Below are 23522 nucleotides of genomic sequence, written 5' to 3'. Positions count from 1 at the left end.
CCCCGGAGAGAGCAAACATCTCTCCGGGGTCTTGTGGTCCGCAGTCAGCGTTCATAACACATATACCCGCTCCCGCAAAGCAGCCTGGCTCCCTTAGTCCTCCTGGCATAATCCCGCACTTCATCGGGCAGATGCTCTTCCCTTTGATAGTCCAAGACCTTCTTTAGCAGTTGGACGCTCTTGATTTTCTTGCTCAGAGGGGCCTCTCTGCCCACAATTTTCAAGGAGGTTATCCCCATATCCCGATATTCGGGCAAGGTGCACAGACCGCACATGCCCAGCGGATATTTTGCGCCGATATAGCCGCCGCCGTTCTTAATTCCGAGCCATTGCCACCTTTTCCATTCCTCCACATTGCCCTCAAAGGTCTCCCCGGCAATTTTTAAGTTTCTTAACTTCCAGGTCTCCAGAATCCCGCCCTCTTCCGGCGGGATCAGCTTATACCGCCAGGCCGGATTATGACAGAAGGCACCGCCGAACTGATGACTGACATGGCAGTGGGATTCCTCAAACATACACCCGTCGTTGAGGATAAAGACTTCATATTCCAGATCCTCCCCCGCCCTGTCCATGATCTTCTTAAGGGTCTCCGCCTCCAGATAACGGGGAAAAACGATGCGTTTGACGCCCAGCTTCTTAAAAAACAGGACGGCGGAGCTGTTTAAAACCCCGGCCAGGCTGCTGACATGAATCACCATATCCGGTTCCTTCCCGATCAGCATCCGGATCAGCCCCGGATCAGCAACGATAAAAGCATCCACCTGGCAGCTCTTTTTGACCTCTCTGACAAAAGCCAGAATCTCCCCATAGAGATCCTGAGCATAGCCCGGTTGATTCAAGGTCAGGTAGACCTTTTTCCCTTGGGCATGGGCGTGATCAACCAGCAGCGACAAGCTTTCCAGGTCGGGGATGTTGGCGTTGCCTGATTCACGGCGGTTGATCCAGATTTCCCGGTCCGTGTTCCCCGGCCTGTTCTTCAATGCCCCCAGCCCTATTCCGCAATAAAGTTCGTCGGCGCCATGGGCGATTAATTGTTCCGCTTCCTTTACGGAACTTACCGGTGCCAGGATGTTCATTATACACCTCCCTGAGCGATCAATGACTCCGTTTAGATTGGCTCCGGCTGGAAGATCATCCGGCTGACCCCGGTTTTTTCCGCCTCGGTCAAAATCTCAGCCAGGAATTCTTTGCTTTGACGATAAAAGACAGTGTTTCCCTTCTGCATGATTTGCCAATCCTGATCTTTCTTAACCCGGCCACTGGGGTCGGACAGCTCCAGCCAGCCTAACCGGCATCTCCGGGGGCACGGCCCGGTGGTTCTGAACTTTTCCCCGGCAGCCAATCCCCAGGATTGCATCAGACAAATCCGGCCTGTCATAATCACGCCATAAGGGATAGATAAGGAGATGTCATAACCCCAGGCGGGCAGATTCGGGTCCAGTCCCTGAGGGGGATAATCCAGTTCAATCCGTTTTACCTGATACTGGTCAAGCAGGTCCTTCATCTCTCCCCCGGCCAGATTGCAGGTCCGGAACTTGTGCATCACCGTTTGGTCCGGCGAATTCCGCAGGGAATCCGGCATCCGGGGGTCCCGGATAATTTTATTCATCAGCCGGCCCAGAACGGGGGTAAAGGTGGGGTGATGCTCTGTCACCCAATCCAGCACACCCCAGTCATTGATCACCACCTCAGCCTCAGGTTTTGTTTGGGCCAGGATGTCCAGCAGCAGCCGGACTTTAGTCAGTCCGGTCTCAGTCAGATAGGGGGTGACGTAAGTAAATCCCCAGCCACGTTCTTCGGCCGCAGCAACTGCCTCTTCCAAAGCTTTTCCCGTGGATAACGCCCTTTCGCAGAATTCCTCGCCAAAATAAAGCCTCGTAAAATGTATCGGGCCGTAGTTTGCTTCCAGAGTCTCTTTGATCCCTGTCAGGTAACTTGTTTTTGCCCCGCCCCAAGGTTCCTCCATTCTTTTGAACGCCTGTTCATGGGGAATAGCCAGGACCCATTCCAGATCACTCACCTCCGGTAGAGTTACTTGATTGATACCCTACTATAGTATGATTTTCGGCAGGGATCTGAGCCCATTCGTTTTGAGAATTGTTCCTTAAACAGGCATGAGCAGAGGAAAAAGCTTCCCGGAGAGGCATCGCTCTCCGGGAAGCTTTTGTTGTTCTATGCTTACCGCGCCGCCAGGGTTTTGGCCACATTATAGCCGAAGGTAACGCAGCGGCTGTGGCTGAGGCAATTCTGATTGTGGGGATAGGTCCCGGAAAACATACTGCCCGAAACATTGCCGATGGCATAGAGACCGGGGATGGCTTGGCCGTCGGCAGCCATCACTTCGCTCCGGGGAGTGATCTGCAGGCCGCCGGCGGTGCACAGGGCCTCCGCCATTTCCTTGGTTGCGTAGAAGGGGGCCGTATCTATTTTATGCATCATCTTGCCGGGGAAGTGGAAGTCGGTGTCTTCGCCGGCGTCGCACATGGCGTTCCAGCGTTTGATGGTGGCTACAAAAGCATCCGCGTCCACGCCCATTTTCCCGGCCAGCTCTTCCAGGGTATTGGCCACCAGGGCTTTGTCGCTGGTGGCGGCGGCGATCCAGACTTCTTTGGGAGCGTAGCAGCCGGAGGACGGGGTCCAGATTTTGTCAACTATGGCTGAACAATTGGCGTCCACAATATAGTAGTCGTAAGCACCTGGCTGGGATTGGATAGCATTGGACAGATGGTTGTAGGCTTCATATTCGGCGGTAAAGCGTTTGCCTGACTTGTTGACGCGCAGAAAGGGCATCAGCTGTTGGGGGTCCAGCATCAGAGGATGGGGGTATTCATCCTCCATGGCCCCGACGGCTTTGGCCATTTCATGACCGTCACCGGTATTGGTCTTGGTGCCGTTCATCCAACCGCTGAGGGCAAGGTCCCGGGGACGGCAGCAGGCATTCAGCTTCACCGGGTTGAACTCGTAACCGCCTGTGGCCAGGACGACTCCTTTGGCGGTCTGATACTTGACATAGCCCTGCTCGGTCTTGACCACAGCGCCGGTAACCTTGCCTCCTTCCCTGACCAGCTGAACCACCGGTGTATTGAAGAGAACTTCCACTCCCGCATCGGCAATCCGCTGCTGCATGACAGCGATGATTTCAGGGGCGGGGATGGGGATGTTGATGGAGGTGTTCCAGCTGCGGCTCAGGCTCAGCTCATCATAAGCGGCGTTGAAATCCCGGAAATCCCCGGCATTGAAGGTCAGGAAGTAATCTTCATCCTTAAGGGCCAGTTTGTCCAGAAACCAGTTTACAGCCTCGTCGCAGGTATTGATATACTGCTGGTAGATTTCCTGGCTGCCCCGGTAAGAGCAATTGATCATGGCGTCATCCAGCCATTGCTTCATATCAAAAGTGACGCCAAACTTCTTATGGATGCGGTCGTTAAAGGCGCCCATGGTGGCGCTGCGCCAGGTGGGATTCTTGCCCTTCTCCACAGCGGTCACCTTCAGGCCTTTTTCGGCGCAGGCCAGAGCGGAAGCCATGCCTGCCGGACCTTGTCCGCACACCAACACGTCCACGTTCACCGTCCTGACAAAGTCGGTAATGGGAGCGGAAACGAAAGCCACTTCCCCGCTGTTGATGGCCGCGTTGACAGCGCTGAGATCTTCGCAGGCAGGAAATGGATTATCGATGTCGGCCGGTTGGGCTGCTTCCACAGCAATGCCGAGGGCTTGGTTGATGCAGCTGGCGGCAGCCTCCTTCACGGCATCGGAGGTCATCGTTGCGCCGGAAACGCCGTCGATTTCGGCACTCTGGGCAGCCATCAAGGCTTCCTGCAGCCCGTTTGCTGCCGCACCGCCAATCTCGGCGGTCTCATTGGCACAATCCACCTTAACATCGGTAATGGCCGTTTCACTGAAGGTCATGGTAACCGTGACCTGGCCCATCCCTTTAGCTGTGCCGGTATAGGTGCCGGGCTTATACACCGCTGCTCCGGGATTAGTGCTTCCCGCATCGCTGGAGCAGCCTCCCAAAAAGCCGGCAGCGGCAACCCCCACAGCGCCGATGGCCGTATTTCTCAGAAACTGACGGCGTGATACCTTTGCTTTTTCCACCATAGCTCTCCCTCTTTCTTTTATTGAACTTGGATTTTGCCCATAGTATACTAAATTAGTAAGTGAAATCACAAACAAACTTTTTGCACAGGGGAACAACCCATTGTTGTGCCCTTAAGGGAGGGTGACATGGAATACAAGCAGCTGCAGGTTTTCCTGAAAGTATGTGAGACGAAAAGCATAACGAAAGCGGCGGAGCGGCTGTTTATCAGCCAGCAGGCAGTCAGCCGGATTATCGCCAATTTAGAAAATGAGCTGAATGCCCGGCTTTTTATACGTACTCCTCAGGGAGTTGAACTGACGGATTGTGGGGGGGAGCTGGAACAGCAGGCCTTTGAGTTTTTGCATCACCATGACTCGATTGTCACCCGGCTTGGCAACCTGAATCGAGAGGGCAGGAAAGAATATAAAATCGGCTTTTTTATGGGAATGCTGCAGATGCTGCCTGCCCATTTTCTTCCTGATTTAATGGATGCCCATCCCAGGCTGCAATTCCGTTTGCAAAGCTATCCGGATAATGAACGCAGCCGCTCCTTTCAGAATTATGGCTGCGATCTGGTTATGACCACATCCCCTCTGACTTCGGGAAATTTTGTGCAGATTTTTCACTACGAAAGCCCCATCGGGGTCATTCTGCAGCGCAGCCATCCCCTTGCCCAAAAGAGGGAACTGACCATGGCGGATTTAAAGGGGCAACGGCTCATTACCCTAAACTCGGACAACCGGTCCCAGTCACGGCTGATGAACCGGCTGCGGGAATGGGGCCTGGATGCGCATTCGGTTGTGGGGGATACCGAATGGGGCCTGACCTGGGATCTGCTGCGCCGGGGCTATATCTCCTTTTATGCCGGCAAGCTCAGTGTCCTTCCCGATGACATGCTGGGCCTGCCCCTTACGGACTTGAATCTGGCTTGGGAGTTTTTCGTTTATAAGCGGCAGAGCAAAAAGCTGTCTGCTCTGGAGAAGGAGATTCTGGCTAAAATCCGCGAGAATATCTCGGATTGAGCTGTACAGATGCAGAGCCGCAGACAAAAAAGAATTGAACACAAAAAAGCTTCCCTAAGAGTGCAACCTCCTGGGAAGCCTTTGTGATGCGTAAAATGTAAAGCTCGGCGAACCGGGTTTTCTTTATAGGCAGGGAACTGTTGTATGGTTCAGATGGAGTAAGTGCAGCGTTCTAGTTGCAGCCGCCAAAAGAGAACCCACTCACTTTTTTCCTGAATCCAGGGCCATCCTCGGGAAAAGAAATATAGAGATTCTGCACCTTGGCACTTTGACAAGCGGGGCAGACAGCCTTTTCTATGTCCTCTTCAGAGGCTTCAAGCTTGAATTCATGGCGACAGCTCTCACAGAGCATGGTATACTCCGGGAAGCGATTGGAAGGCACTTCATCCAGTTCTTCCATTTCTCTCGGCATATTGACCTCGTTGCAGCCAGTGCATCCATTACATTCTTTCATCTTCTTCCTCCCGTCAGCTTTGTTTTTCGTATCAAACGGTCTCCGCTCAGAGTTCAGGTGTTTCTGCAACTATGTGAAAATAACGAGCAGACCTTTGCCCTAATTCTATTTGCAAATAGTGTGCCAAGGCCTTTAGGAGGCTTGATACCCATGACTGCCGGGTTGAGCACTTAATGAGCCGGCAATGTAACGGGTCAAATTGGGATTTCTGTCGCAAAATAATCTAAACTACTGCGGGCAAATTTTTCTTTGAGCTTGCCCTTGGCCGCGGTCCAGGTCTCAGGGCTGATGGTGAATACCCCCCTCGGCCAAACCAAGGGAGCTCAGAAAAAAGCAGATTATACAGGTTAAACCCGTCATTGATTGAATAAGCTTCGCCTGGAGACCGTTCTTCACCAGCAGTCCGGTGATCCGCAAGGCTTCGTCATTCTTTTTGGTCAAGACACAGGTGGTGCCCGCCGGCCCTTCCCTGAGCATGTCCTTCACCAGCGGGGTAAAAAGATGATTGATTGCTATGATAGCGTACCAGCTTGATTTTCCCCAGATCCGTTTGCTTGGGGATAATCGGCGTATCCTTCAAACGGAGAGGAATCCTGGCGGCGAATTGATTGCTGAACTGTACAAGATTGCTTTTACTACGGTAGTTTTCCACCAGCTCGTACAGGGTTGCCTGCTTCTCCAGGATCAGATTCACCATATATTCCGAACTGGCCCCTCTGAATTCATAGATATTCTGCTCGTCATCCCCCACGGCAATGACCCGCATCTCCTCGTTGTGCTCCATCAAGGCCTGGATTAAGGCGTACTCATGAGCATCCATATCCTGGGCTTCATCGATAGCAACCCATCTCCTGGGCCTGTTCATTCAGCTCTTTAATATGAAAGATCCTTTCCTGATTTTCGATCACCGTTAAAAGACAGACTTGCTTTATCCGTCTCTTTTAGGTATCTTTCCGTTTTCGATAATATTCTCCTGATTTTTGTCAATTCCTGCTTGAGGAAGGGAATGAGGAATATGGGGTTTAGTAAGGAATTGAGCTAAGTGATATTGCATGATATAATTCAGATAGATTTAACTCTGAGTCGGGAGTGATTCTATGGCATCCCTAACTAAAACAGAACAAACGGCCTTAGACAAAACAATTCAACATATACGCGATGTTTGTGGAGATAATTTAATTTCTGTCATTCTATACGGTTCCAAAGCCCGAGGGGATTCTTTGCCTGAATCCGATATTGATATTATGATTCTGGTCCGCAATCGCAATAAAGTAGACAGAGATAAACTTTATGATTTTCTTTTACTTGACGATGTGGGTTATGACATAAATATTTCGCTCAATATTTATGAAGGGGAATATTTTAACCAGCTGTCAACAATGCACGTACCTTTTGTTGAAAATGTTCTTAAAGAAGGAGAAACATTGTGGGCCGTGGTGTGAAAACTATTTAAATTCTCACTATGCCGACCTTCAATGAAGCAAAGGCTTCCCCGAGAGAAATAACTCTTGGGGAAGCCTTTAAAGTTCAATTGGTTTTGCCTTGCCATAAAACTTTCTCACGCTTACAATTTGCTCTTTTCGTAGTTCCCAAAAAGTCGCTTGTACAAAAGTCCACGGGCAGCAGGCTTTATCGAATACCTTCTTCCAAGATTCTCGTTTAACTTGCTCCTGCTCTTGTGCCGGCAGGCCAGCAAACCATTTGTCCGCAAGTTCCTCAGCTTCATCATCATCTTCCGGCGCATCAGAAAAATAGCTGTCGTTCAGCACCAAGTGCCAGTATTCCTCATCACTCAGCAAGATCTTTTCGTCGGGTATTTCGGCTTCGATGACATAGTGTTCGCCGACATAATTTCTGAACTCAACTCTCCGCAAATCGGGTTTTACATTTTTGCCAAGCAGGAGATACCAGGCCCATACCGGATACTCAACGCCTTGGGGCGGCTCTCCGACACGCCCTTTCATTTCCCCAACAAGCCAGTCGTAGGATTTCCTGAACAAGTCGTCTTTCAACCACCCGGCTAATGCGGCATCGCAATGCAGAACGCCCTTTTCACAAAGGTCGTCATATGCCGCTTTATCTTGAATCGTCCATAAGCGCATATCAGCACACCTCCGCTATCAAGTTCGCCTTAGGCATGGTGTTGCCAACTATAGCTGAGCCGTTACATCCGGACTATCTTCATAAGCCGAATCGATAAGGCATAACTGATTCAACACTTCGGCAAAAAGAAAATAGAGCGTCTTCAGTCTATCCATATCTTTAATTATTCCGGGAACTTGAAAGTACAGTTCATCAACGCCCTCCGGGAATTCGCTGCCAAACCACCCCTCATCATCTTTGACTTCCAAGGAGATATCCGGCTGTATTTCGATAAGCTTGCGTATTCTTGAGTTTGAGAATAGACTCACTAACTTATCGCTATCGTTTCCCTTAATGATGAACTGATCATCAAACTCCGGGTACCCCACCTCTATATCCTGTAATCCGAGAAGCTTCCCGATATTACTGAAAATCCCCTTGCGATATATCCTGAATTTAAACCCATCTTTGTTTAGGTAGGGCGCCCTCATTCGGGTATAGGTTGTGGATGTTTTCCCGGTCGACACGGTATAGGTATCTAAAGTAATGACCCATTCTTTGATTTCAGCAACAACTTTCGTTCCTTTAAAAAAGCCTCCGTCAATAAAGTCCGCACCAATTTCCTGACATAATGCTTCCCAAACCTCATGCTGACTTGGACCAAATATTTCCCGAAGCAACCCCATATTGATTCCTCCCTCCCCTAATATAGATAGTACATGCTGATACGAATCATTCCCCCGAAATCAAACAAATGTTCTAGTGGCATTTTACACCATAGATATCCCTTTGGCAATAACGCGTTAGTCCATTGCCATCGGCAAGGGATGTATGAACTGTGACAACGTGATTTTACGCACATCGCCCCTTCCTGCATCATGTTAGAATGAAAGTAAAAATCCCCGAGGAGGAGCCAACAATGATCAGAAAAATTATTAAAATCGATGAGCAGTCGTGCGACGGCTGCGGATTGTGCCTTACCGCCTGTCACGAAGGGGCGCTGGTGCTGGTAAATGGCAAAGCCAGCCTGCTTCGCGATGATTATTGCGACGGGCTTGGCAACTGTCTTCCTGCCTGCCCGCAGGATGCGATCTCTTTTGAAGAAAGAGAAGCGGTGGAATTTGATGAAGAAGCCGTCAAAAAACATCTGGAAAGCCACCACCAGCATGACGACAATGAACATCATGAACACCAAGGGCATACCCTGGCTTGCGGCTGTCCAGGCAATCATGCCGAGCTGCTGAGCCGTCCCGAATCCACCTATAAACCGGAAACCCAGCAGGAGAATAAATCTCAGCTGAAACAATGGCCGGTGCAAATAAAGCTGGTTCCCCCAAATGCCCCTTATTTCGATAATGCCCATCTCCTGATCGCTGCTGACTGTACTGCTTACGCCTATGGGAATTTCCACAACGAGTTTATGCGTAACAGAGTCACCCTGATCGGCTGTCCGAAACTTGATTCTGTGGACTACAGCGAAAAACTGACGGCCATTCTGCAGCAAAACTCACTTAAATCCCTGACCCTTGTCCGGATGGAAGTTCCCTGCTGCGGTGGTTTGGAAAGCGCGGTGAAAACCGCTCTCAAAAACAGCGGCCAAATCATACCCTGGCAGGTCGTCACGATCACAACCAACGGCCGGATTCTGGAGAATCAGATTCATAACTGAGCAAAAAAGGCTTCCCGAAGAGTGCATACTCCCGGGAAGCCTTTCCTTATATATGACATGCAGCTCCGAGATTTCCCAAACTACCATCAGCGAGTTAAAAGCATACACTCCATCATGTTTTCCTGATAGCCCGGCCGCTTATATTCCTTCAGCAGTTTTGCCAAAGCGATCAGCTTCTCGTCCCGCAAATGAGTCAGTTGCTTCAGTCTCCGTTCACTAAGGGTTTCGGAAGTCTATTGCACGATATACCCTGCTGGCTTTCGTGTTTTTTTGATTTTCTGCTCTGCAAGCGCCCGTTCAAGCCAGATTTTCATTTGGTTTCCATGGATATGCAACATTGTGCATAGTTCTTCTTTGGTTCTTGCTTTCTGCAATGCACTCTCCAGATACGGCCAAATGACTGGAAAAAGGTCGATTCTTTCCTCATGATCCGATTCACCTGAATCATTGGAGACCTGATAATCCGTCTCTTTCTCAAGTAAATTTGAAACTGAAAACAGCGACCCCTGTTCATAATATTGATCAGCAAGGGAAGACAGCCTGTTGGCATTAAAGGATTCCGAGAAAAGATCTTTTGCCGACAAAGGGTTTGCACCCATTTTAAGCAATTTTTCATTGCCCTCCGGCACAATATCATCTTTCCTCACAAACAGCGGGACCCATTTATTTCTTAAATTCTCTGTGGCACCAGCCCAAGTCCCACCCTTGCTGTAATCAGATGAAACTACCACGGCGATATGAGATAATGCATAGATGTACTTATTGCGCTGCATGGCATTATAAACGGTAAAGGGTGCCCGGGGATGAAACGAAGTAAGCAGCAAAAGTCTTTGTTCCATAATCGCTTCTCTTGCTTCTTTATGCTTGATCTTTTGCGCTAAACTATCAGCAAGGATGCTGATGACTTTCCCGCCTTGTCTAAGCGCTTCATTCTGAGCCACTTCATCGACCCCTTTTGCACCACCGGAAATTACCGTTAATCCTTGTTTGGCCGACTTTGACCCAAGTTCTTTGGTAAATTCCAGTCCTTTAGGATCAATATTTCTTGATCCGACAATACCGATGCCTTCCATTTGAGTTAATTCGATATCGCCGGAATAGAACAAAACCGGGGGAGAATCTTTCTTCAATACACTCTTGAGTCTTTGCGGATAGCTTTTTTCGGCACGTGTCGTAACAAAGATGCCCATATTGTTTAAGTTCTCCAACTCGACGACGGCCTGCCCTGCCCTGCTCAAAAGAAATTGGATCCTCTGGCTTTCCTCGTCACTCAGACCTAACCTCTTTTTCAGGTCCTCTTTCCCCACCTCAAATAAAGCTGCCGGATTCTTTATTTCAGCATTGAACATTCTTCTTAGAAACTGATTCCATTGCTTAATCGTTAACGGCCTTATCTCCGTATTATCTTTACTGAGGCCGACCGTCGTACATAATAACACCATAGCCAGACTGTCTTGACTTAACATATTATTCATTATTCCCCACCTTCTAACCCTGACGCCTTTGCTAAGGCAAATGGATATACCGGTCCAGATCTCTCTCCCCTTAATAATATCCCACAAACCGTTAAAGTCCAACCAGAGTCGATGATATCATCCACCAAAAGGACAGGAGACTCGGGGACCCTCTCAATAACTGAAAAACCATGCAGGGCATTGCTGCACTGTTGATAGCTGTTTTCCATTTTCTTTTGATATGGTGTGTCTTCAGTCTTTCTTATTGCATCAATGTAGGGTAAGCCTATTTTTTCAGCAAGTCTCATGGCAAAATCTTTAACGAGTAAAGGTCTGCGAAGCGATGGCACTGATGTTACCCATCCCAAGTCTTCTTTTAACAATGTGTTTTTTAATAAGGCCAAAGAAGCATCAACCAGTTCATCACTAAAATACTCATTGCGGTATTTATCTTCGGCAACTACCCTTCCCCATCCTGCATCGCCATATGAACATAGTGCCTTTCCAGTAAAGTTTTGCTCTTCTTCAGGTATTTTTTTAGTTGCTTCAGCTTTAATTCCAGCAGGCCATTGCTTTCTGGGCTCAATATCCAGATACTCTCCTTTTAAAAACTGAATTGCCTCCAATACATTATCCCGAGAGACGACTTCACTGAAAAATTGAGTATCCAGGCAGTTACGGCATTTACCACAGTTTTTTAAATAAGGATCATCAAGCTTGGCGGAAATGTAACGCATGTAGCAGTCTTCCGTATCGACGAACTTTCTCATATCTTCCAGTTCATTTATTCGGAGTTTAGTGATTGCACTGCTTTTCGTTGAATCCGGCAGCCAGCTGACCGGAGATCGAAAATAACTGCTCTTTTCTTTATAAATTATTCCTTCGATTTCTAATGTTTTCAAACACTTTTCTACCCTTCCGTAGGACATATTTAATTCTTTGAGGATTTTGTTTTTGGTCATTCCTAATGAAGCCTTCTCTATAGCATTCACAACCGCATTCATTTCTTTTGGCGTAGGAAAAGCAGATTGAATAAAGTACTCTTCTATCTCATCATCTTCAGCACCATTCAGCAAAATCGCATAAGCTTTATCCAAAGCTCTCCCCGCCCGTCCGATTTCCTGATAATACCGAACGATAGATCCAGGACGTTGGTAGTGAATAACAAAACCCAGATCGGGTTTATCGAAGCCCATACCCAAGGCTACTGTGGCGACCAGTGCCTTGACTTCATTATTCAGTAATTTCCGTTCCCGTTCCTCTCTCAATTTTCTTTTTTCTTTAGCATCTTTTGACAAGTCGGCATGATATTCCAAAGCATTGATTCCCTTGCCGCGCAGCCATTTCGCAACCTTATTGCAGTCCGCAACGGTTAAACAGTAGATAATTCCCGACCCTTCCATCTTGTTTATATTTTCATGCAACCACGCTAACCTTTCTGCCTGGTCAGCTAATTTGATCACCTGCAACTGAAGAGATTCCCTGGTCAATGGCCCCCTAATACTATTTAACTCATCCCCCAGCTGAGCTTTAATATCATCAACAACTCTTTGGTTGGCCGTGGCAGTTGTTGCTATCAAAGGAACATTGGGCGGCAATTGTTTAATGATTCTAACTATCCTTCGATAATCCGGTCTGAAATCATGGCCCCAATCCGAAATACAATGGGCCTCGTCCACAACAAGCATGCCGATCCCTCCTTCTATTGAAGGAAGGACACGTTCCGTAAAATCCTTGTTGCCTAATCTTTCCGGAGATAAAAGAAGAATATCGACCGCCTTTCTTTTCAGCTTCTCTTCAATCTCTGTCCATTCATCCGTATTATCGCTATTAATGGTTTCAGCGGAGATTCCGATCTTAACTGCATTCTCGATTTGATTTCTCATTAAGGATAGTAATGGACTGACGATTATAGTTGGACCCAAACCTCTTTCCCTTAATAATTTGGCACCAATAAAATAGACAACACTCTTTCCCCATCCGGTTCGCTGAACAAGCAGTGTCTTTTTTCCCCGAAGAACTGATTCGATAGCTTCCCACTGTCCTTGATGAAACTCCGCATCCCTGCCAATCATTTTTCTTAGAAGACTTAATGCCTGAGCCTGCATATTTATTCCCCCCTTATTTGCTTTTCGGATGTGAGTAACAGATCTCATCAATTAGCTGTTTTCGATATAATTCTTCCAAATTTTATCTATTCCTGCTAATTTTACTAATAAATCGCTTTAACCTATACGCAAGGCAGGATTTTTGACCCCAGCTGTAAGCCTTCCAGTTCCTTCTGAGAATATATTGAAGAAGCCGAACCCCGGCTTTATATGGCCGGGGTTCGGCTTCTATGCAAGGATCTTGTTCAAATAAGCAACCATCCCTTTCTGGTGAGGCAATCTCTTTCTTCACCCTAAATAGGGAGATTCGTTAGAACCTGAACTCTGGTTGTCCGCTTTTCGAGAAGAGGGTCAATACCCTTGCTATGGTGGCAATGAGATGCGTGGATATGTGAACAGGTATAACCGTGAGGGTGAGTATCCGCTAATTGGACGACAAGGCGCTTTACTTATTTAAGCATTTCAAATTCTCCTTTAAATGCCCTTTTTCTGGGATGCATCTTTGTATAATGCTCGATCAATATCCTTCTGCCATTGGCCATCCCATTGGATTCCAGGGTTTCCCCTAAGAAGGCGACCAGTGCGGCGGCCTTATAATAGCTTTTCCGGTGACCCCCTCCTACGACAGCCTCCGTTCTTATATCCACTTCTTTTTTGAGCCACTCAATATACCTTTCATATTCCTCATCGGTTAGAATCGCTTTTTCCTTCCATCTTAAAAACAGTTCCCGAAAATCCGCCCCCTCCTCTTCTTCGAAGCCCAGTCTATAGTCTATCCCGTTTATAAGCTTTTCTCCGGCTTTGGTGATCTCCTTATTTTTACTGAGCAACAGCACAAAAAGGGGCACAGCAAGCCCCTTAAAGTCGCTGCTCCAGCCTAATGCGGTCTTATTCTTTTTACACTCCTCATAAATAGCAGCAAACTCTCTGTTGAAAAACCGGATGACAGCTTTATGCTCCCGGGAAAGATGATTGACCAGCATCTGTCTGTTGTTATAACCTTCCGCCGTAGAAGGTCTTTCCGGTAAGGTCTTGGCATAGTTTGCCGCTCTGTCCGCTATATTCCGGTGATCGGGGAGTTCAAATAACTGCAGATAGTGATTCAAGGTTGGTTCAGAATAAAAAGCAGCTTCCCAGCATTGCCTAAGGATGTCGGGATGCTCCAGTTGTTCAGCGGCTTTTGCCGTTATAGCGGCGATTTTCCCCCGGACAATCAGCTGCTCAGGCAGCATGCCCAGAGCTTCCAGTCCTACCCGTTCGCACTCAAGCGCCTTATTCCCGTTTAATAGATAGTCACAGGCATATTTATATAAAATGGGATGCCTTGTGCAGACTTCCTTGGCTACGTCACATAAACGGACAATTCCCCCACGACATAGACAGGCTTCGATTAATAAATCCCCCGCTCTATCGCCAGGGATATCTTTGAGGAAGTCAAGCCATTCCTCCATGAATACGTCGAGCCCTTTAAGTTCTTCCGGCCCTGCAGTAAATAGTTCTTCTATACTTATGTTCTTACACATATCCCAGGCGAGATAGGTGTACAGCGCAGCTGATCTTTCTCTGCCCTCAGCAGCCTGATAGCGCGCATAGAGCAGATTCAGGGCAATCTGTTTCAAGTTCAGGCTTACCAGTCCTTCACTGACAAGCTCTTCCAGACTCAATTCGCTCCATTCTTCCGTTTCGTCTTCCAGGGTTGGAAAGGATAATCTGCAGAGCCGGTCATAAAGCGCTGCCGCCCGGCTATAGTCTTTTTGAAATAACAACCCTTCCGCAATCTTAAATGCTCTTAAAAGATCTTTTCCTATTTCAAAAATATCAGTATACTCATAGACGTCATCACTACCCCAATAGTCCCCGCCATATTCTTCATAGCTGCACTCGAAGTAGATTTCCTGATTATCTATCTTTCTGCACCAGGCTTCTATCCATTCCCTTTCAGAAATGACCGGAAAATGCTCTTGTTTTCCCATTAACGAATTTAAAAATGCAGCCCGTTCGTGCTCTGACCTGGTCCGGGCCATATTATGTATCCATCCGCTTTTTTCTGCTTCAGACATGAGGGCTAATTTCTTATCAACTGCTTCCATAAATTCATGATAATTCATGCTCTGTACCTTCTTCCCTCTATACTTTGCCGATAAGCTTTAGCCAACCCGAATACCCTCCTGCTCGACCCGCTTCCGATAGCTGAGCAACAGCCCGATCACCTCATGCCAATCACTATAGCCGGGATCACTTAATAAGGCTGCCAGCTTCTTGGCCTGATCCTCTCCAAAAGGCAGGCCTGCACTTTCGTACTCCAGATAAGTCACCCCATCCATCCGATAAGGCTTTAAATTAGGAAAGAAATTTCTGCGCAGGTATTCAAATATGCGAATGCCGCCATAGTCTATATCGCCCCAATGGAAGATCTCCAGCCCTTGGCCCTGGCGGCGGTTCTCTAAAAAGCCGGAGACCTTCTCCAGCAGCTTTTGGGCGGACTTGTGGGGAAATCCTCCTGTATAGATGGCCAGCACCGGTGCCGGGAGGATGGGCGGTGCCTGCAGAACTTCATGATAAGTGGTCAGATTTTCAATCAAGAGGATGGTTTGGGCCGGGATATCCTGAATGATCAGCTCCTTCACCGACTGGGCCGACAGACCCAGACCGCCGGAAAAATGACTGAGATCCCGATCCGGGTGGATGATCAAGGGACCGGCAAGCAGGGTCAGCTTCGGATTATTGACGATGCCCACTTGGTCCAGATAGTCTTCGTCTTGATCCAGTTCCTCGGGATAGATTTTGCGCAGGAGGCTGATCAGCCGTCCTTCCAGCTTCTTTTCAAAGTACTTGCTGTCCTGAAAAAGGCTTTGGCTGAATACCCGCTTTGGGGTGCTGTCCTCAAGTTCCGGAAGTGCCTTAAGGACCTTAACCAGATCATCATAGCCCTGGGGATTATCTGCATCCAGTCCGGCGGATTTTCTTTCCTCCAGCCTGGCACAGGTCTCCCTTTGCCAGCTTCTCACCCAGACCCAGGGATGAGCAGCCAGGGGAGACAGGCTCTCCTTCAGCCGGCGGAGTTTATCTTCCAGGGGTGTTTCCCCCAGCAGCTGATAAGCCCGCTCTACCCCTGCAAAATTGAGATAGACCTTATGGACTTGAATATGCTCTTTCAGCTTCGGCCAGGTTACCTGGATGATCCCTTCCCGGCTGAGTTCCTTCAAGGCGGCATGGATCCACTCCCGTTTGCGGAAATCCAGCTCGTCTTCATAATCCGCGGCCAGTTCAGACTTGGCCATAGTCAGTTGAGGACGCTGCTTGCCGGGGGTTCCCGTTTGGAAGCTGAGGCTGTTTTGGTATTTTCTCAATAAAAGGGTGAGAATCTTCTTTTTGTATTCCCTGACTTCCTTGTCCTCCATCCTTCACATCCCTCCCGGCAGGTATGATAGAAAGTGTTTATAGTTCTAGAACAGACTGGTTTGTAAATCCTGGTTTGCCTTGGCATCTGGGTCTGTGTCTGTATTTTTGCCTGTATTTATGTTTGTCTCTGTATCTGATTCTGCATTTGAGCCTGCATCCGAATCTGCATCCATGCCGGATCTGCGCTCACGCCTGACTCTGCCTCCTGCCCGGCATCCGTCTCCGTATCTGCCCCTTTCCCCTCAACGCCATCGTCCTGGGAATCCTGAGCATTCTCTTCATCTCCATTCAGGCTATCCAGCATTTCCTCACGGCTGATCATATCGATAAAGCAGTGGTGACCGTCCCGGTGGACAATTAGGGTGGTGGAGACTTCCGGAGCCATATGCTGCATTTTCTCATCGGGGACTGCGGCAATCAGCTGAAGACCCATTTTCTTGATCAGGCGGAGGCTGGTCTGAATCCGCTCTTCGTCCATTTTATTGAAGGCTTCGTCAAACACCACTAAGCGCAGGGTTTTTCCGGAGTTGTAAAGATAATAAAACGAGGCTAACACGGCGATGTAAAAGGGGGTTTGGGTCTCTCCCCCGGATTTTTCCTTGAGGACTTGCGAGAAATAGTAACGCCCCGTCTCGGTGGTGACGGCGATATCGAAATCCAGATAGCGGCGGTAATCGGTAAATTCCTCCTGGTCTCCGGCCTCCCCCCGCACCAGGCGTTCAAAGAGTTCGTGGAGAGTATCGGCTTTATCATCAGCTAAGGAATCGAATAAGGAGCCCCGGTTCACGATGTCCGGATCCATGATCACATCGTAAAACCGTTTATAGTGACTGCTGGGCCGGACTTCAAAATGGTACTTATCCTGATGGAAGGGGAAGTTCTTCAGGGCCAGGTTCAACTGACTGAATTCGTGACGGGCCATCTCAATGGCTTCCCGGAGTTTGGCCACGAAATCAGACTTAAATTCTTCCTCTGACTGCTTGAGAGCTTCCGCCAGCTTGACTTGATAGTCCGGGATATCCACCCCCGCCACTTCATCCAGGAGGCTTTGGTAAGAGGCGTTGTCTTCCCCATCCAGACTGCCATTATAGGTATAACGGATATTATAATCCTGTCTCAGGTCGCGGAGTCTGCCAAACTCCTGAAGTTTACGGGTAACATTCCCTTTTTGGCTGCCTTCCCAGTTCACCAGCTTCGTGGACGCAGGCTGGGTTTGTCTTTGGGCTTCCTGCCAGCGCTCCGCGGCTTTTTCCCAGAGTTCCGGGGCATACTCGGCTTTCCAGCCGTCCCACAGCTCTTGGGCCTCTTGCTCCCGGCGGGTTAAGAGATAGAGGTCGGTTTGCTTTCGGCCGATCTCAAGATCCAATCCGGTTATTTTCCCGCTGAGCTCCTTCATGGCTTCCACCAGCTGACCTTCCCGCCGGTGCCATTCCTCATACTCCTGCTTCAAGCGCTCCACTTCAGAAAGATCCAGCTCTTCCAGCTTGATCTGCACCTCCAGCAGTTCATACTCCTGCTGCTCCACCATCTTGGGCAGCTCCAGCCCTTGAGCCAGTCCTTCATAAAGGGTTTTCCTGTCAGCAAGGCTGCTCACCCATTCCTTCATGATGATGAGCTCTGCCTGGAGCTGTCTGAGGTTATCCTGAACGGTCCTCAGTTCCCGGCGTTTGATTTCCAATTGCCGGACGATGGCCTGGGAGCCGATATAGGGAATCTCATAGCGTTCCTTTTGAATCTGGCGGGCCACCAGATTGGTGTAGGACATGCAGGTCCGGGTTACCGCTGTGTGATGACGGCGGAGATCCTGCTCGTCAGCCGCTTGCATGACCCGGCCCAGCAAATGATCGATGCGGGCCTGAATGATGGGATTATCTGTCTGCAAAAGGGCGGCCAAAGAGCCTGACTCCCGCTTGCCCAGATACCGTTCTTCTTTTTCCGTATCCACCAAACCCACCCCCTGGAGGCGATGGATCCATTTTTCCTGCTCATAGATGCGGAGGGCTTCGGAGAAAGCCTGAGGTTTGACGAGCAGGTCGAATCTTTGGGTGTGAAGATAGCCTTCAATGGCATTGCGCCAGGCTTCGGCCTCGTCCAGAACTTCCATCTCTTCACAGAAGATCCAGACCGGCGATCGTCCCGCCAGCCGCTCTTCCAGCAAGGCTTTGAGCCGGAGAACCTCTTCACGGTAGGGGCGCTTCTTCTGCTCCAGTCCGCGGATTTCCTGATTCAAGCGCTCTTGCTGGGCTTCTTGTTCCCTGATTCTATCTTCCAGGCGGGTTTGGGTCTGCAGAAAACCCATCTGCAATGCAGCCAGAAAAAGACCACTTTGCCGGATTTCTTCCCCTAATACGTCCTGGTCTTCCTGGGCCCATTCAAGGTTGGGCCGGCCGGCTAAGTCCAAGGCAGTCCGCAGCGCACCCAGGACGTTTTCCAGCTTTCGCCGGTCTTCCTGCCGCCATACTTCCCCATCTACCGCAAAAGCGGTGGCCAGACCTTCCAAAAGCCGGATCTCCCCTTTGACTTTGGCGACCCAAATCTCCAACCGGCGTTTTTGATCGGCAAGGGTCTTCTGCATGTCCTCAATCTGTGCTTCCAAGCTTTCCTTTTCCTTCTGGAGCTGGTGGGTGGACCATTGACGGTAATACTCCAAGGCCCGTTCCCGGGCCTCCCGGTGCTGCTCCTCGGTGAGAGCCGCCCGTTCCTTAACACTCTTGAGCTCATTTTGGGAGGATTCAATGTCTTGCTCCAGGTCTTCCCTTTTCTCTGTGAGCTCCAAATGCTTTAAGCCCCGGATCACATATTCCTGGGTGGCAGCGATATCCCGGTATTTGATGGCTTGTTCATGCTGCCGGGAGATTTTTTCCAGGACGGTTTTCCGCTCCTCTAAATCCTTCAGCTCCCGTTGATAGCGTTCATGAAGTTCGAAATTCTCCTTCATGATGTTAAGCTGGAGCTCCCGCTCGTCCAGGATATACTGATACACAAATTCCCGGATATCCTGAATCGGCTTAAAGGATAAGGCCCTTAAAAAGGTGCGGTAAAAACGCCGTTCCAGCTGTCCCATGCGGTTGAGGAAGGCCTTCTGATACTCCTGCCTGCCCCGGAAAAACTGGGTCTTGGGCCTGATGCCCAGAGCATAACGGTGGAATTCTTCTTTATTGCGATAGGTTCTTTTGCCCTTTTGAATCTCCAGCTCAGCCAGTTCCAGATCGGGAATGATGAAAAATTCATCGTCGATCTTGTTATCGCTGTACACGTCCATCACAGCGCCGATGGCAAAGGATTTGCGGGCTTTGTCATCGTAGAATTCCCCCAGAATATAGGAGGTAAAATCCCGCTCCCGGACGAAAGATTTTTCATCACTGCCTATTTTCCCCCGCAGATAATTGAGCAGGGAGCGTTTGGCCTCTTCATGGGCGGCCGGATTAAAGCGGATTTGCCGCTGATCGGCGATGAAAAGCACCTGCAAAGCGTCGATAATGGTGGATTTGCCGGCGCTGTTGCGTCCGGAGATCAGGGTTTGCCTGCCGAATTCCAGGGATTCATCCTGAAAATAATGCCAATTAACGAGCCGAAGCCGTTTCATCCATTTCATACAATAACTCCTCTTCATCGATCTCCAGATCGTAGGCTCTGATCCGTTCGTGAATCCGCTCGATGGAATCCGCATCTAAAGCATAGAGCAGGGTGTGAAAGAGACGGAAACGGCACTCATCCAGGTTCACCTCATCATCGAGGGACTGAAGCAGTTTATATTGAGTAAAGAGTTTAATCGTCTCTAAAAAGCGGGTCTTCCCCGGAAAGGGCAAGCGGAAGGTCTCATACTTGGCCCGGATTTCATATTTGGTGGTGAGAGGAAAGGCCGTGAGCAGCACCCCCTGCCGCTTCTCCTGATAAATCAGGCGCAAAACCAAAAGGGCAATGCTTTCTTCCTGGGAAAGCCTCAGCCGGTGAGCTCCTTCCTTGGAAAAGACATAGATACATTCATGGCGTTCATCCAATTGGAAATCCCAGTTCAGGAATTTAAAAAACTCGTCCAGATAAGGGCGGAGCTTGCGGGCATTCTGGTAATGCTCTCTCTCCAATTCTTTGACGAGAAAATTAACGTTGAGCAAACGGTTGATGAGATCCCGCAGTTTTTCCCGATCCTGTTCACTGAGTTGCTCGAACACGGTGAGATCCCTCCTTTTTGGCGGTCAGGCGCCGGATTTGCCGATCATGGAAGCGGTAGCCGCCGATCTCCAGGACGCGGTTGTACTCCCGCTCCAGGGTGTAGCCGGCTCCCCCGTCGTAACCGTATAAATAGACATAGGTTAGGTAGAGGAATTCCTCCAGATTCTGCGGAGCCAGTTCGGCGATCCCCATGGTTTCCCGCTGGCCCAGGTGAGCCAGGACATAGTCCCGTACCTTTTCCCGGGTGATGTTCCGGCGCATTTTGCTCAGGGATTCTTCCCGCAGCTGAGCTTTGAGTTCCGGGGATAGCTGGATGACCTCGATATCTTCCGCTTGGTGAGGCAGGCGTTTTTTGCGCGGTGTAAAAACAGAAGGTTCGCTCAGCTGGGAAAGGGTGAGGAAGCGGAGCCCCTCCGGGCCAAGGATTTTTGCTCCAATATCCTTGCTTGAGGACCTTCGCTCCGACAGCCAATCCAAAATTTCCGCCAGACGCTGATCCACCCCTTGGGAGTGCTGGCTCAGATAGCGGGCCCGGTCGAAGGAGGCGCGCAAATACTGATTGTGCCGCAGGTCAATGCGGTTAAAGACCTCATCCAGTTCCCGGTAGACTTCTTCAACACTTAACAGGGCCTGGCGCAGCTTATGCTCGGCCTCCTCCCGGGTGGCAAAGAACTCGCTGCGGATTCCGTCCTCCACCGCTTCCTGAAAGATTTCCTGATCGATGAGCAGGGTCCGGACCCGCTCCAGGATCTGGTGCCGGTAGCGGGAGACATGATCTGAAGTTTTCAGACGGTGGTAGCTCTTGTCGACAATCTTGGTTTTATACTCATCAAAATGATGATCCAGAACTTCCTGGATGCTGGTCTTGGCCGCCACCTGTTCGGCGTGGAACTTCATATTGTTGGCGAGCAGGGTTAACTCGCCGGTAAATTGTTCGGTGGTCTTCTCGGCCTCGATCATGGCAAAGGCCGGACGTCGTTTGGCTTCTTCACTGGTCAGCAGCTGATAGGTGACAAAAGCAAAACGCTGGAATTCCACGGTCCGTTCTTCACAAAGCTCTTTGAAGACCTGCAGGATGCGGCTGGAGTAATGGGGCAGAAGGATGTACTGTTTAAAATTGTCCCGGGTCTCCACATCCAGCCAGCCCAGAACTTTCAGGCGGCGCAGGATGGAATTGACCTGGGTCCGGAAGAGGTCCGCCTCCGGAGCTTCCTCCCCTTCTTCAACTTCAAAGGAATAGCCCAGGCTTTCCTGGGTCTCGATCAGCTCTTGCAGAAGATCCCGCATCACTTCATAGTCAACGCCAAAGCGGTTCACCTGATATTGCTCATAGAGGAGCAAGAGGGCTTCCGCATAAACTTGTCTGTTTTTTCCCGTAAAAAGCTGAAAAAAACTTTCCGGCAGAATCTCAAAAAGCTTCATGTTCACCTCCGCAATACGGTGTTTTGCTACTATTATAGATTCAATTTAACCCTATTTAAACCAAGAGGCGCAAAGGGTGGAGAATATAAGGTTCTCCACCCTGCTATCTCACTGTGTTTGCTTCAATAAAAAGACAGATTATCTCACCGGGGGGTTTAAAGCTGGACAATCTATGTTTCCCTTTGTTCTGATCTCTTCGCGATAATCCAGCAATTTCCTTCTTATTCTGCAATGATTTTTGCCCTGACAGGGATTTTGCTTTCTAAGCTACAGTTTACGTCAAAAGGACAATCTGGTATCCTCAGCTTATACGCTCATCGAGAGGACGGGTCGCCAACTATGAAAGATAAAGAAGTCTATTAGAATCTGCTTATTGCATTAGACCAGATGAAAAGCGACGCTGCGGAATATCTGGATAAGAAGCTTTGGAAAGAGATTACCCTGCCTCAGACCTATGAAGAACTTCTGCTGGCCTTGAGCAAAGATGAACTCCAGGACATCTCCCGGCACTATGGCTTCAGAAATATCAGCTCGCTGAAGAAGAAGGATTTGGTTCATTATCTCGTTCAACAGCTGCCTTGCCGAATCACCCAGGAATTGAAGCTCATGGATGAGCATCGCTATCTGTTTCTGAAACAATTCGTCAGTGAAGATAATAAAGTCTTCCAAGCCGTCCTGGCCGATAATTATGACCATAAACTTGTTAATTATTGGCGAAAAACCGGGCTTGTCTTGTCCGGTTCCTCCCAGGGGCAGAAAGTGCTTTTTATGCCCAGTGAACTTCAGGATGTCTTTCAGACTCTCGAGCATGATGCGGCCCTGCAAAGCAAACTCAAACAGAATACGGAATGGCTGGGGCTGACCTACGGAATGTTATATTATTATGGGGCAATGGGCCACATGACCATACTTTCCAAGCTTGAAGAACTCACGGGAGTACGGCCTGATTATCAGGAGTTTCACACCATTTTGCTTCGTGGGGGTGAATATTATGATGCCCCCAGGAGGGACTCCTATGGCTACTGGGCCCATCAAAACGTACCCGACGTGGATGCTCTGCTGAAAGAGCAGCGGGCTCGTATCGATGTTGATTATTATCGATTCAGCAAAAGCAAACTGCTCAAGGCAGGCGCGCCCGATTATTTTGATGACACTCCCGCCTTTCAACGCTTGCATGATTACTTTTCGACTCACTATCAAATGACTGAAAAAGAAGCCAAGGATCTCGCTGCAGAATGCCAGCATATCGTCAATCAGATTAACGAGCCTTCCGCCATTTTTGATCTCTTAAAGACGACAATAGAGTTTCCCAATGTTGAATCCGTACAGCATCTGGCTGATGTGATTATGTTCTTCTGGAATAATACCCGGCAATGGGCACTGAAAGGACATTCCCCTGCCGAACTCGGCACCGGGGCCAATCCCGGCCTCTCTTCACAGCCCAAGAACCTTCATATACCTTTTGATACAGACCTGCCCTTTGCCACTCCTGCAGTCCGGCCGGCCCCTTCCGGTCAAACCCTGGGCAGTTCTCACTCTAAATCCTCTAATCCTACTGTCATCGATCTGAAAACCCGCCAAAAAATCGGCCGCAATGACCCCTGCCCCTGTGGAAGCGGCAAGAAATTCAAGCACTGCTGCGGAGGACTTTAATG

At 49.2% G+C, this 23522-nt stretch carries 18 protein-coding genes; 4 read left to right on the top strand and 14 right to left on the bottom strand.

From position 1 onward, the window contains the following. Positions 1-44: 44 nt before the first annotated feature. The 3 genes from DHAF_RS03470 to DHAF_RS03460 all read right to left on the bottom strand — a co-directional run bounded on the left by DHAF_RS03470 (position 45) and on the right by DHAF_RS03460 (position 4101). Entirely contained in the window at positions 45-1076 is a 1032-nt protein-coding gene (locus tag DHAF_RS03470) for a peptidase U32 family protein (RefSeq protein WP_015942944.1), read from the bottom strand. A 32-nt stretch (positions 1077-1108) separates the two neighbouring features. Further along, complete coding sequence (locus DHAF_RS03465; RefSeq protein ID WP_018214248.1) at positions 1109-2020, bottom strand: hypothetical protein; 912 nt, start codon at positions 2018-2020, stop codon at positions 1109-1111. A 158-nt stretch (positions 2021-2178) separates the two neighbouring features. Further along, the gene (locus DHAF_RS03460; RefSeq protein ID WP_015942942.1) at positions 2179-4101 is read right to left on the bottom strand and encodes an FAD-binding protein; all 1923 of its coding nucleotides are present in this window, start codon (positions 4099-4101) and stop codon (positions 2179-2181) included. Positions 4102-4227: 126 nt separating this feature from the next. Here DHAF_RS03460 and DHAF_RS03455 point away from each other — a divergent pair, with 126 nt between their 5' ends. After that, a complete protein-coding gene (locus tag DHAF_RS03455; RefSeq protein ID WP_015942941.1) occupies positions 4228-5103 on the top strand; it encodes a LysR family transcriptional regulator in 876 nt (291 codons plus the stop codon). A gap of 172 nt (positions 5104-5275) precedes the next feature. Here the strand turns inward: DHAF_RS03455 and DHAF_RS03450 are convergent, their stop codons facing one another. After that, complete coding sequence (locus tag DHAF_RS03450) at positions 5276-5557, bottom strand: FmdB family zinc ribbon protein (protein ID WP_005814718.1); 282 nt, start codon at positions 5555-5557, stop codon at positions 5276-5278. A 424-nt stretch (positions 5558-5981) separates the two neighbouring features. Next, positions 5982-6422 (bottom strand): UvrD-helicase domain-containing protein, encoded by a 441-nt coding sequence (locus tag DHAF_RS24900; protein WP_026198891.1) that lies wholly within the window; start codon positions 6420-6422, stop codon positions 5982-5984. A 232-nt stretch (positions 6423-6654) separates the two neighbouring features. Here DHAF_RS24900 and DHAF_RS03440 point away from each other — a divergent pair, with 232 nt between their 5' ends. Then, positions 6655-6999 carry a nucleotidyltransferase domain-containing protein gene (locus DHAF_RS03440; protein WP_015942940.1) on the top strand — a complete coding sequence of 115 codons (345 nt, stop codon included), beginning with the start codon at positions 6655-6657 and terminating at the stop codon, positions 6997-6999. A 78-nt stretch (positions 7000-7077) separates the two neighbouring features. On the opposite strand, the gene DHAF_RS03435 is transcribed toward DHAF_RS03440, so the two are convergent. Both DHAF_RS03435 and DHAF_RS03430 read right to left on the bottom strand, forming a co-directional pair. Next, a complete protein-coding gene (locus DHAF_RS03435; protein ID WP_011459262.1) occupies positions 7078-7659 on the bottom strand; it encodes a DUF3841 domain-containing protein in 582 nt (193 codons plus the stop codon). Between the two features lie 48 nt (positions 7660-7707). Next, positions 7708-8325 carry a hypothetical protein gene (locus DHAF_RS03430; RefSeq protein WP_015942939.1) on the bottom strand — a complete coding sequence of 206 codons (618 nt, stop codon included), beginning with the start codon at positions 8323-8325 and terminating at the stop codon, positions 7708-7710. 233 nt (positions 8326-8558) lie between these two features. On the opposite strand from DHAF_RS03430, the gene DHAF_RS03425 reads away from it, so the two are divergent. Then, positions 8559-9308, top strand: coding sequence for an ATP-binding protein (locus tag DHAF_RS03425; protein WP_015942938.1), 750 nt, complete (start codon positions 8559-8561; stop codon positions 9306-9308). A 233-nt stretch (positions 9309-9541) separates the two neighbouring features. Here DHAF_RS03425 and DHAF_RS03420 read toward each other — a convergent pair whose 3' ends face one another. The 7 genes from DHAF_RS03420 to DHAF_RS03390 form a co-directional block, all read right to left on the bottom strand. Next, positions 9542-10783 carry a DNA-processing protein DprA gene (locus DHAF_RS03420; protein WP_015942937.1) on the bottom strand — a complete coding sequence of 414 codons (1242 nt, stop codon included), beginning with the start codon at positions 10781-10783 and terminating at the stop codon, positions 9542-9544. Next, positions 10783-12870 carry a RecQ family ATP-dependent DNA helicase gene (locus DHAF_RS03415; RefSeq protein WP_015942936.1) on the bottom strand — a complete coding sequence of 696 codons (2088 nt, stop codon included), beginning with the start codon at positions 12868-12870 and terminating at the stop codon, positions 10783-10785. Before DHAF_RS03415 ends, DHAF_RS03420 begins: the two co-directional genes overlap by 1 nt. Positions 12871-13319: 449 nt before the next feature. Further along, the gene (locus tag DHAF_RS03410) at positions 13320-14978 is read right to left on the bottom strand and encodes a hypothetical protein (protein ID WP_011459257.1); all 1659 of its coding nucleotides are present in this window, start codon (positions 14976-14978) and stop codon (positions 13320-13322) included. Between the two features lie 39 nt (positions 14979-15017). Next, positions 15018-16271, bottom strand: coding sequence for a Wadjet anti-phage system protein JetD domain-containing protein (locus DHAF_RS03405; RefSeq protein WP_011459256.1), 1254 nt, complete (start codon positions 16269-16271; stop codon positions 15018-15020). Between the two features lie 116 nt (positions 16272-16387). Further along, the gene (locus DHAF_RS03400) at positions 16388-19867 is read right to left on the bottom strand and encodes an ATP-binding protein (protein ID WP_015942935.1); all 3480 of its coding nucleotides are present in this window, start codon (positions 19865-19867) and stop codon (positions 16388-16390) included. After that, positions 19836-20444 (bottom strand): DUF4194 domain-containing protein, encoded by a 609-nt coding sequence (locus tag DHAF_RS03395; RefSeq protein WP_015942934.1) that lies wholly within the window; start codon positions 20442-20444, stop codon positions 19836-19838. The genes DHAF_RS03400 and DHAF_RS03395 overlap by 32 nt, the downstream gene beginning before the upstream one ends. After that, positions 20425-21867, bottom strand: coding sequence for a Wadjet anti-phage system protein JetA family protein (locus DHAF_RS03390; RefSeq protein WP_011459253.1), 1443 nt, complete (start codon positions 21865-21867; stop codon positions 20425-20427). The genes DHAF_RS03395 and DHAF_RS03390 overlap by 20 nt, the downstream gene beginning before the upstream one ends. 387 nt (positions 21868-22254) lie before the next feature. Here DHAF_RS03390 and DHAF_RS03385 point away from each other — a divergent pair, with 387 nt between their 5' ends. Further along, on the top strand, positions 22255-23520 hold the full coding sequence (locus DHAF_RS03385; RefSeq protein ID WP_015942933.1) for a YecA family protein: 1266 nt from the start codon (positions 22255-22257) through the stop codon (positions 23518-23520). Positions 23521-23522 lie beyond the last annotated feature (2 nt).

Source organism: Desulfitobacterium hafniense DCB-2, assembly GCF_000021925.1.
Lineage (GTDB): Bacteria > Bacillota > Desulfitobacteriia > Desulfitobacteriales > Desulfitobacteriaceae > Desulfitobacterium > Desulfitobacterium hafniense.
The sequence above is the reverse complement of the archived record's forward strand: the minus strand, read 5'-3'. Positions and strand labels throughout refer to the sequence as shown.

Bases quoted from the DNA above. Each gene is read 5' to 3' on its own strand.
- DHAF_RS03410 (WP_011459257.1), bottom strand. From the start codon at position 14,978: ATGAATTATCATGAATTTATGGAAGCAGTTGATAAGAAATTAGCCCTC.
- DHAF_RS03470 (WP_015942944.1), bottom strand. From the start codon at position 1,076: ATGAACATCCTGGCACCGGTAAGTTCCGTAAAGGAAGCGGAACAATTA.
- DHAF_RS03440 (WP_015942940.1), top strand. From the start codon at position 6,655: ATGGCATCCCTAACTAAAACAGAACAAACGGCCTTAGACAAAACAATT.
- DHAF_RS03420 (WP_015942937.1), bottom strand. From the start codon at position 10,783: ATGAATAATATGTTAAGTCAAGACAGTCTGGCTATGGTGTTATTATGT.
- DHAF_RS03415 (WP_015942936.1), bottom strand. From the start codon at position 12,870: ATGCAGGCTCAGGCATTAAGTCTTCTAAGAAAAATGATTGGCAGGGAT.
- DHAF_RS03430 (WP_015942939.1), bottom strand. From the start codon at position 8,325: ATGGGGTTGCTTCGGGAAATATTTGGTCCAAGTCAGCATGAGGTTTGG.
- DHAF_RS24900 (WP_026198891.1), bottom strand. From the start codon at position 6,422: ATGAACAGGCCCAGGAGATGGGTTGCTATCGATGAAGCCCAGGATATG.
- DHAF_RS03405 (WP_011459256.1), bottom strand. From the start codon at position 16,271: ATGGAGGACAAGGAAGTCAGGGAATACAAAAAGAAGATTCTCACCCTT.
- DHAF_RS03425 (WP_015942938.1), top strand. From the start codon at position 8,559: ATGATCAGAAAAATTATTAAAATCGATGAGCAGTCGTGCGACGGCTGC.
- DHAF_RS03385 (WP_015942933.1), top strand. From the start codon at position 22,255: ATGAAAAGCGACGCTGCGGAATATCTGGATAAGAAGCTTTGGAAAGAG.
- DHAF_RS03450 (WP_005814718.1), bottom strand. From the start codon at position 5,557: ATGAAAGAATGTAATGGATGCACTGGCTGCAACGAGGTCAATATGCCG.
- DHAF_RS03435 (WP_011459262.1), bottom strand. From the start codon at position 7,659: ATGCGCTTATGGACGATTCAAGATAAAGCGGCATATGACGACCTTTGT.
- DHAF_RS03455 (WP_015942941.1), top strand. From the start codon at position 4,228: ATGGAATACAAGCAGCTGCAGGTTTTCCTGAAAGTATGTGAGACGAAA.
- DHAF_RS03400 (WP_015942935.1), bottom strand. From the start codon at position 19,867: ATGAAATGGATGAAACGGCTTCGGCTCGTTAATTGGCATTATTTTCAG.
- DHAF_RS03390 (WP_011459253.1), bottom strand. From the start codon at position 21,867: ATGAAGCTTTTTGAGATTCTGCCGGAAAGTTTTTTTCAGCTTTTTACG.
- DHAF_RS03460 (WP_015942942.1), bottom strand. From the start codon at position 4,101: ATGGTGGAAAAAGCAAAGGTATCACGCCGTCAGTTTCTGAGAAATACG.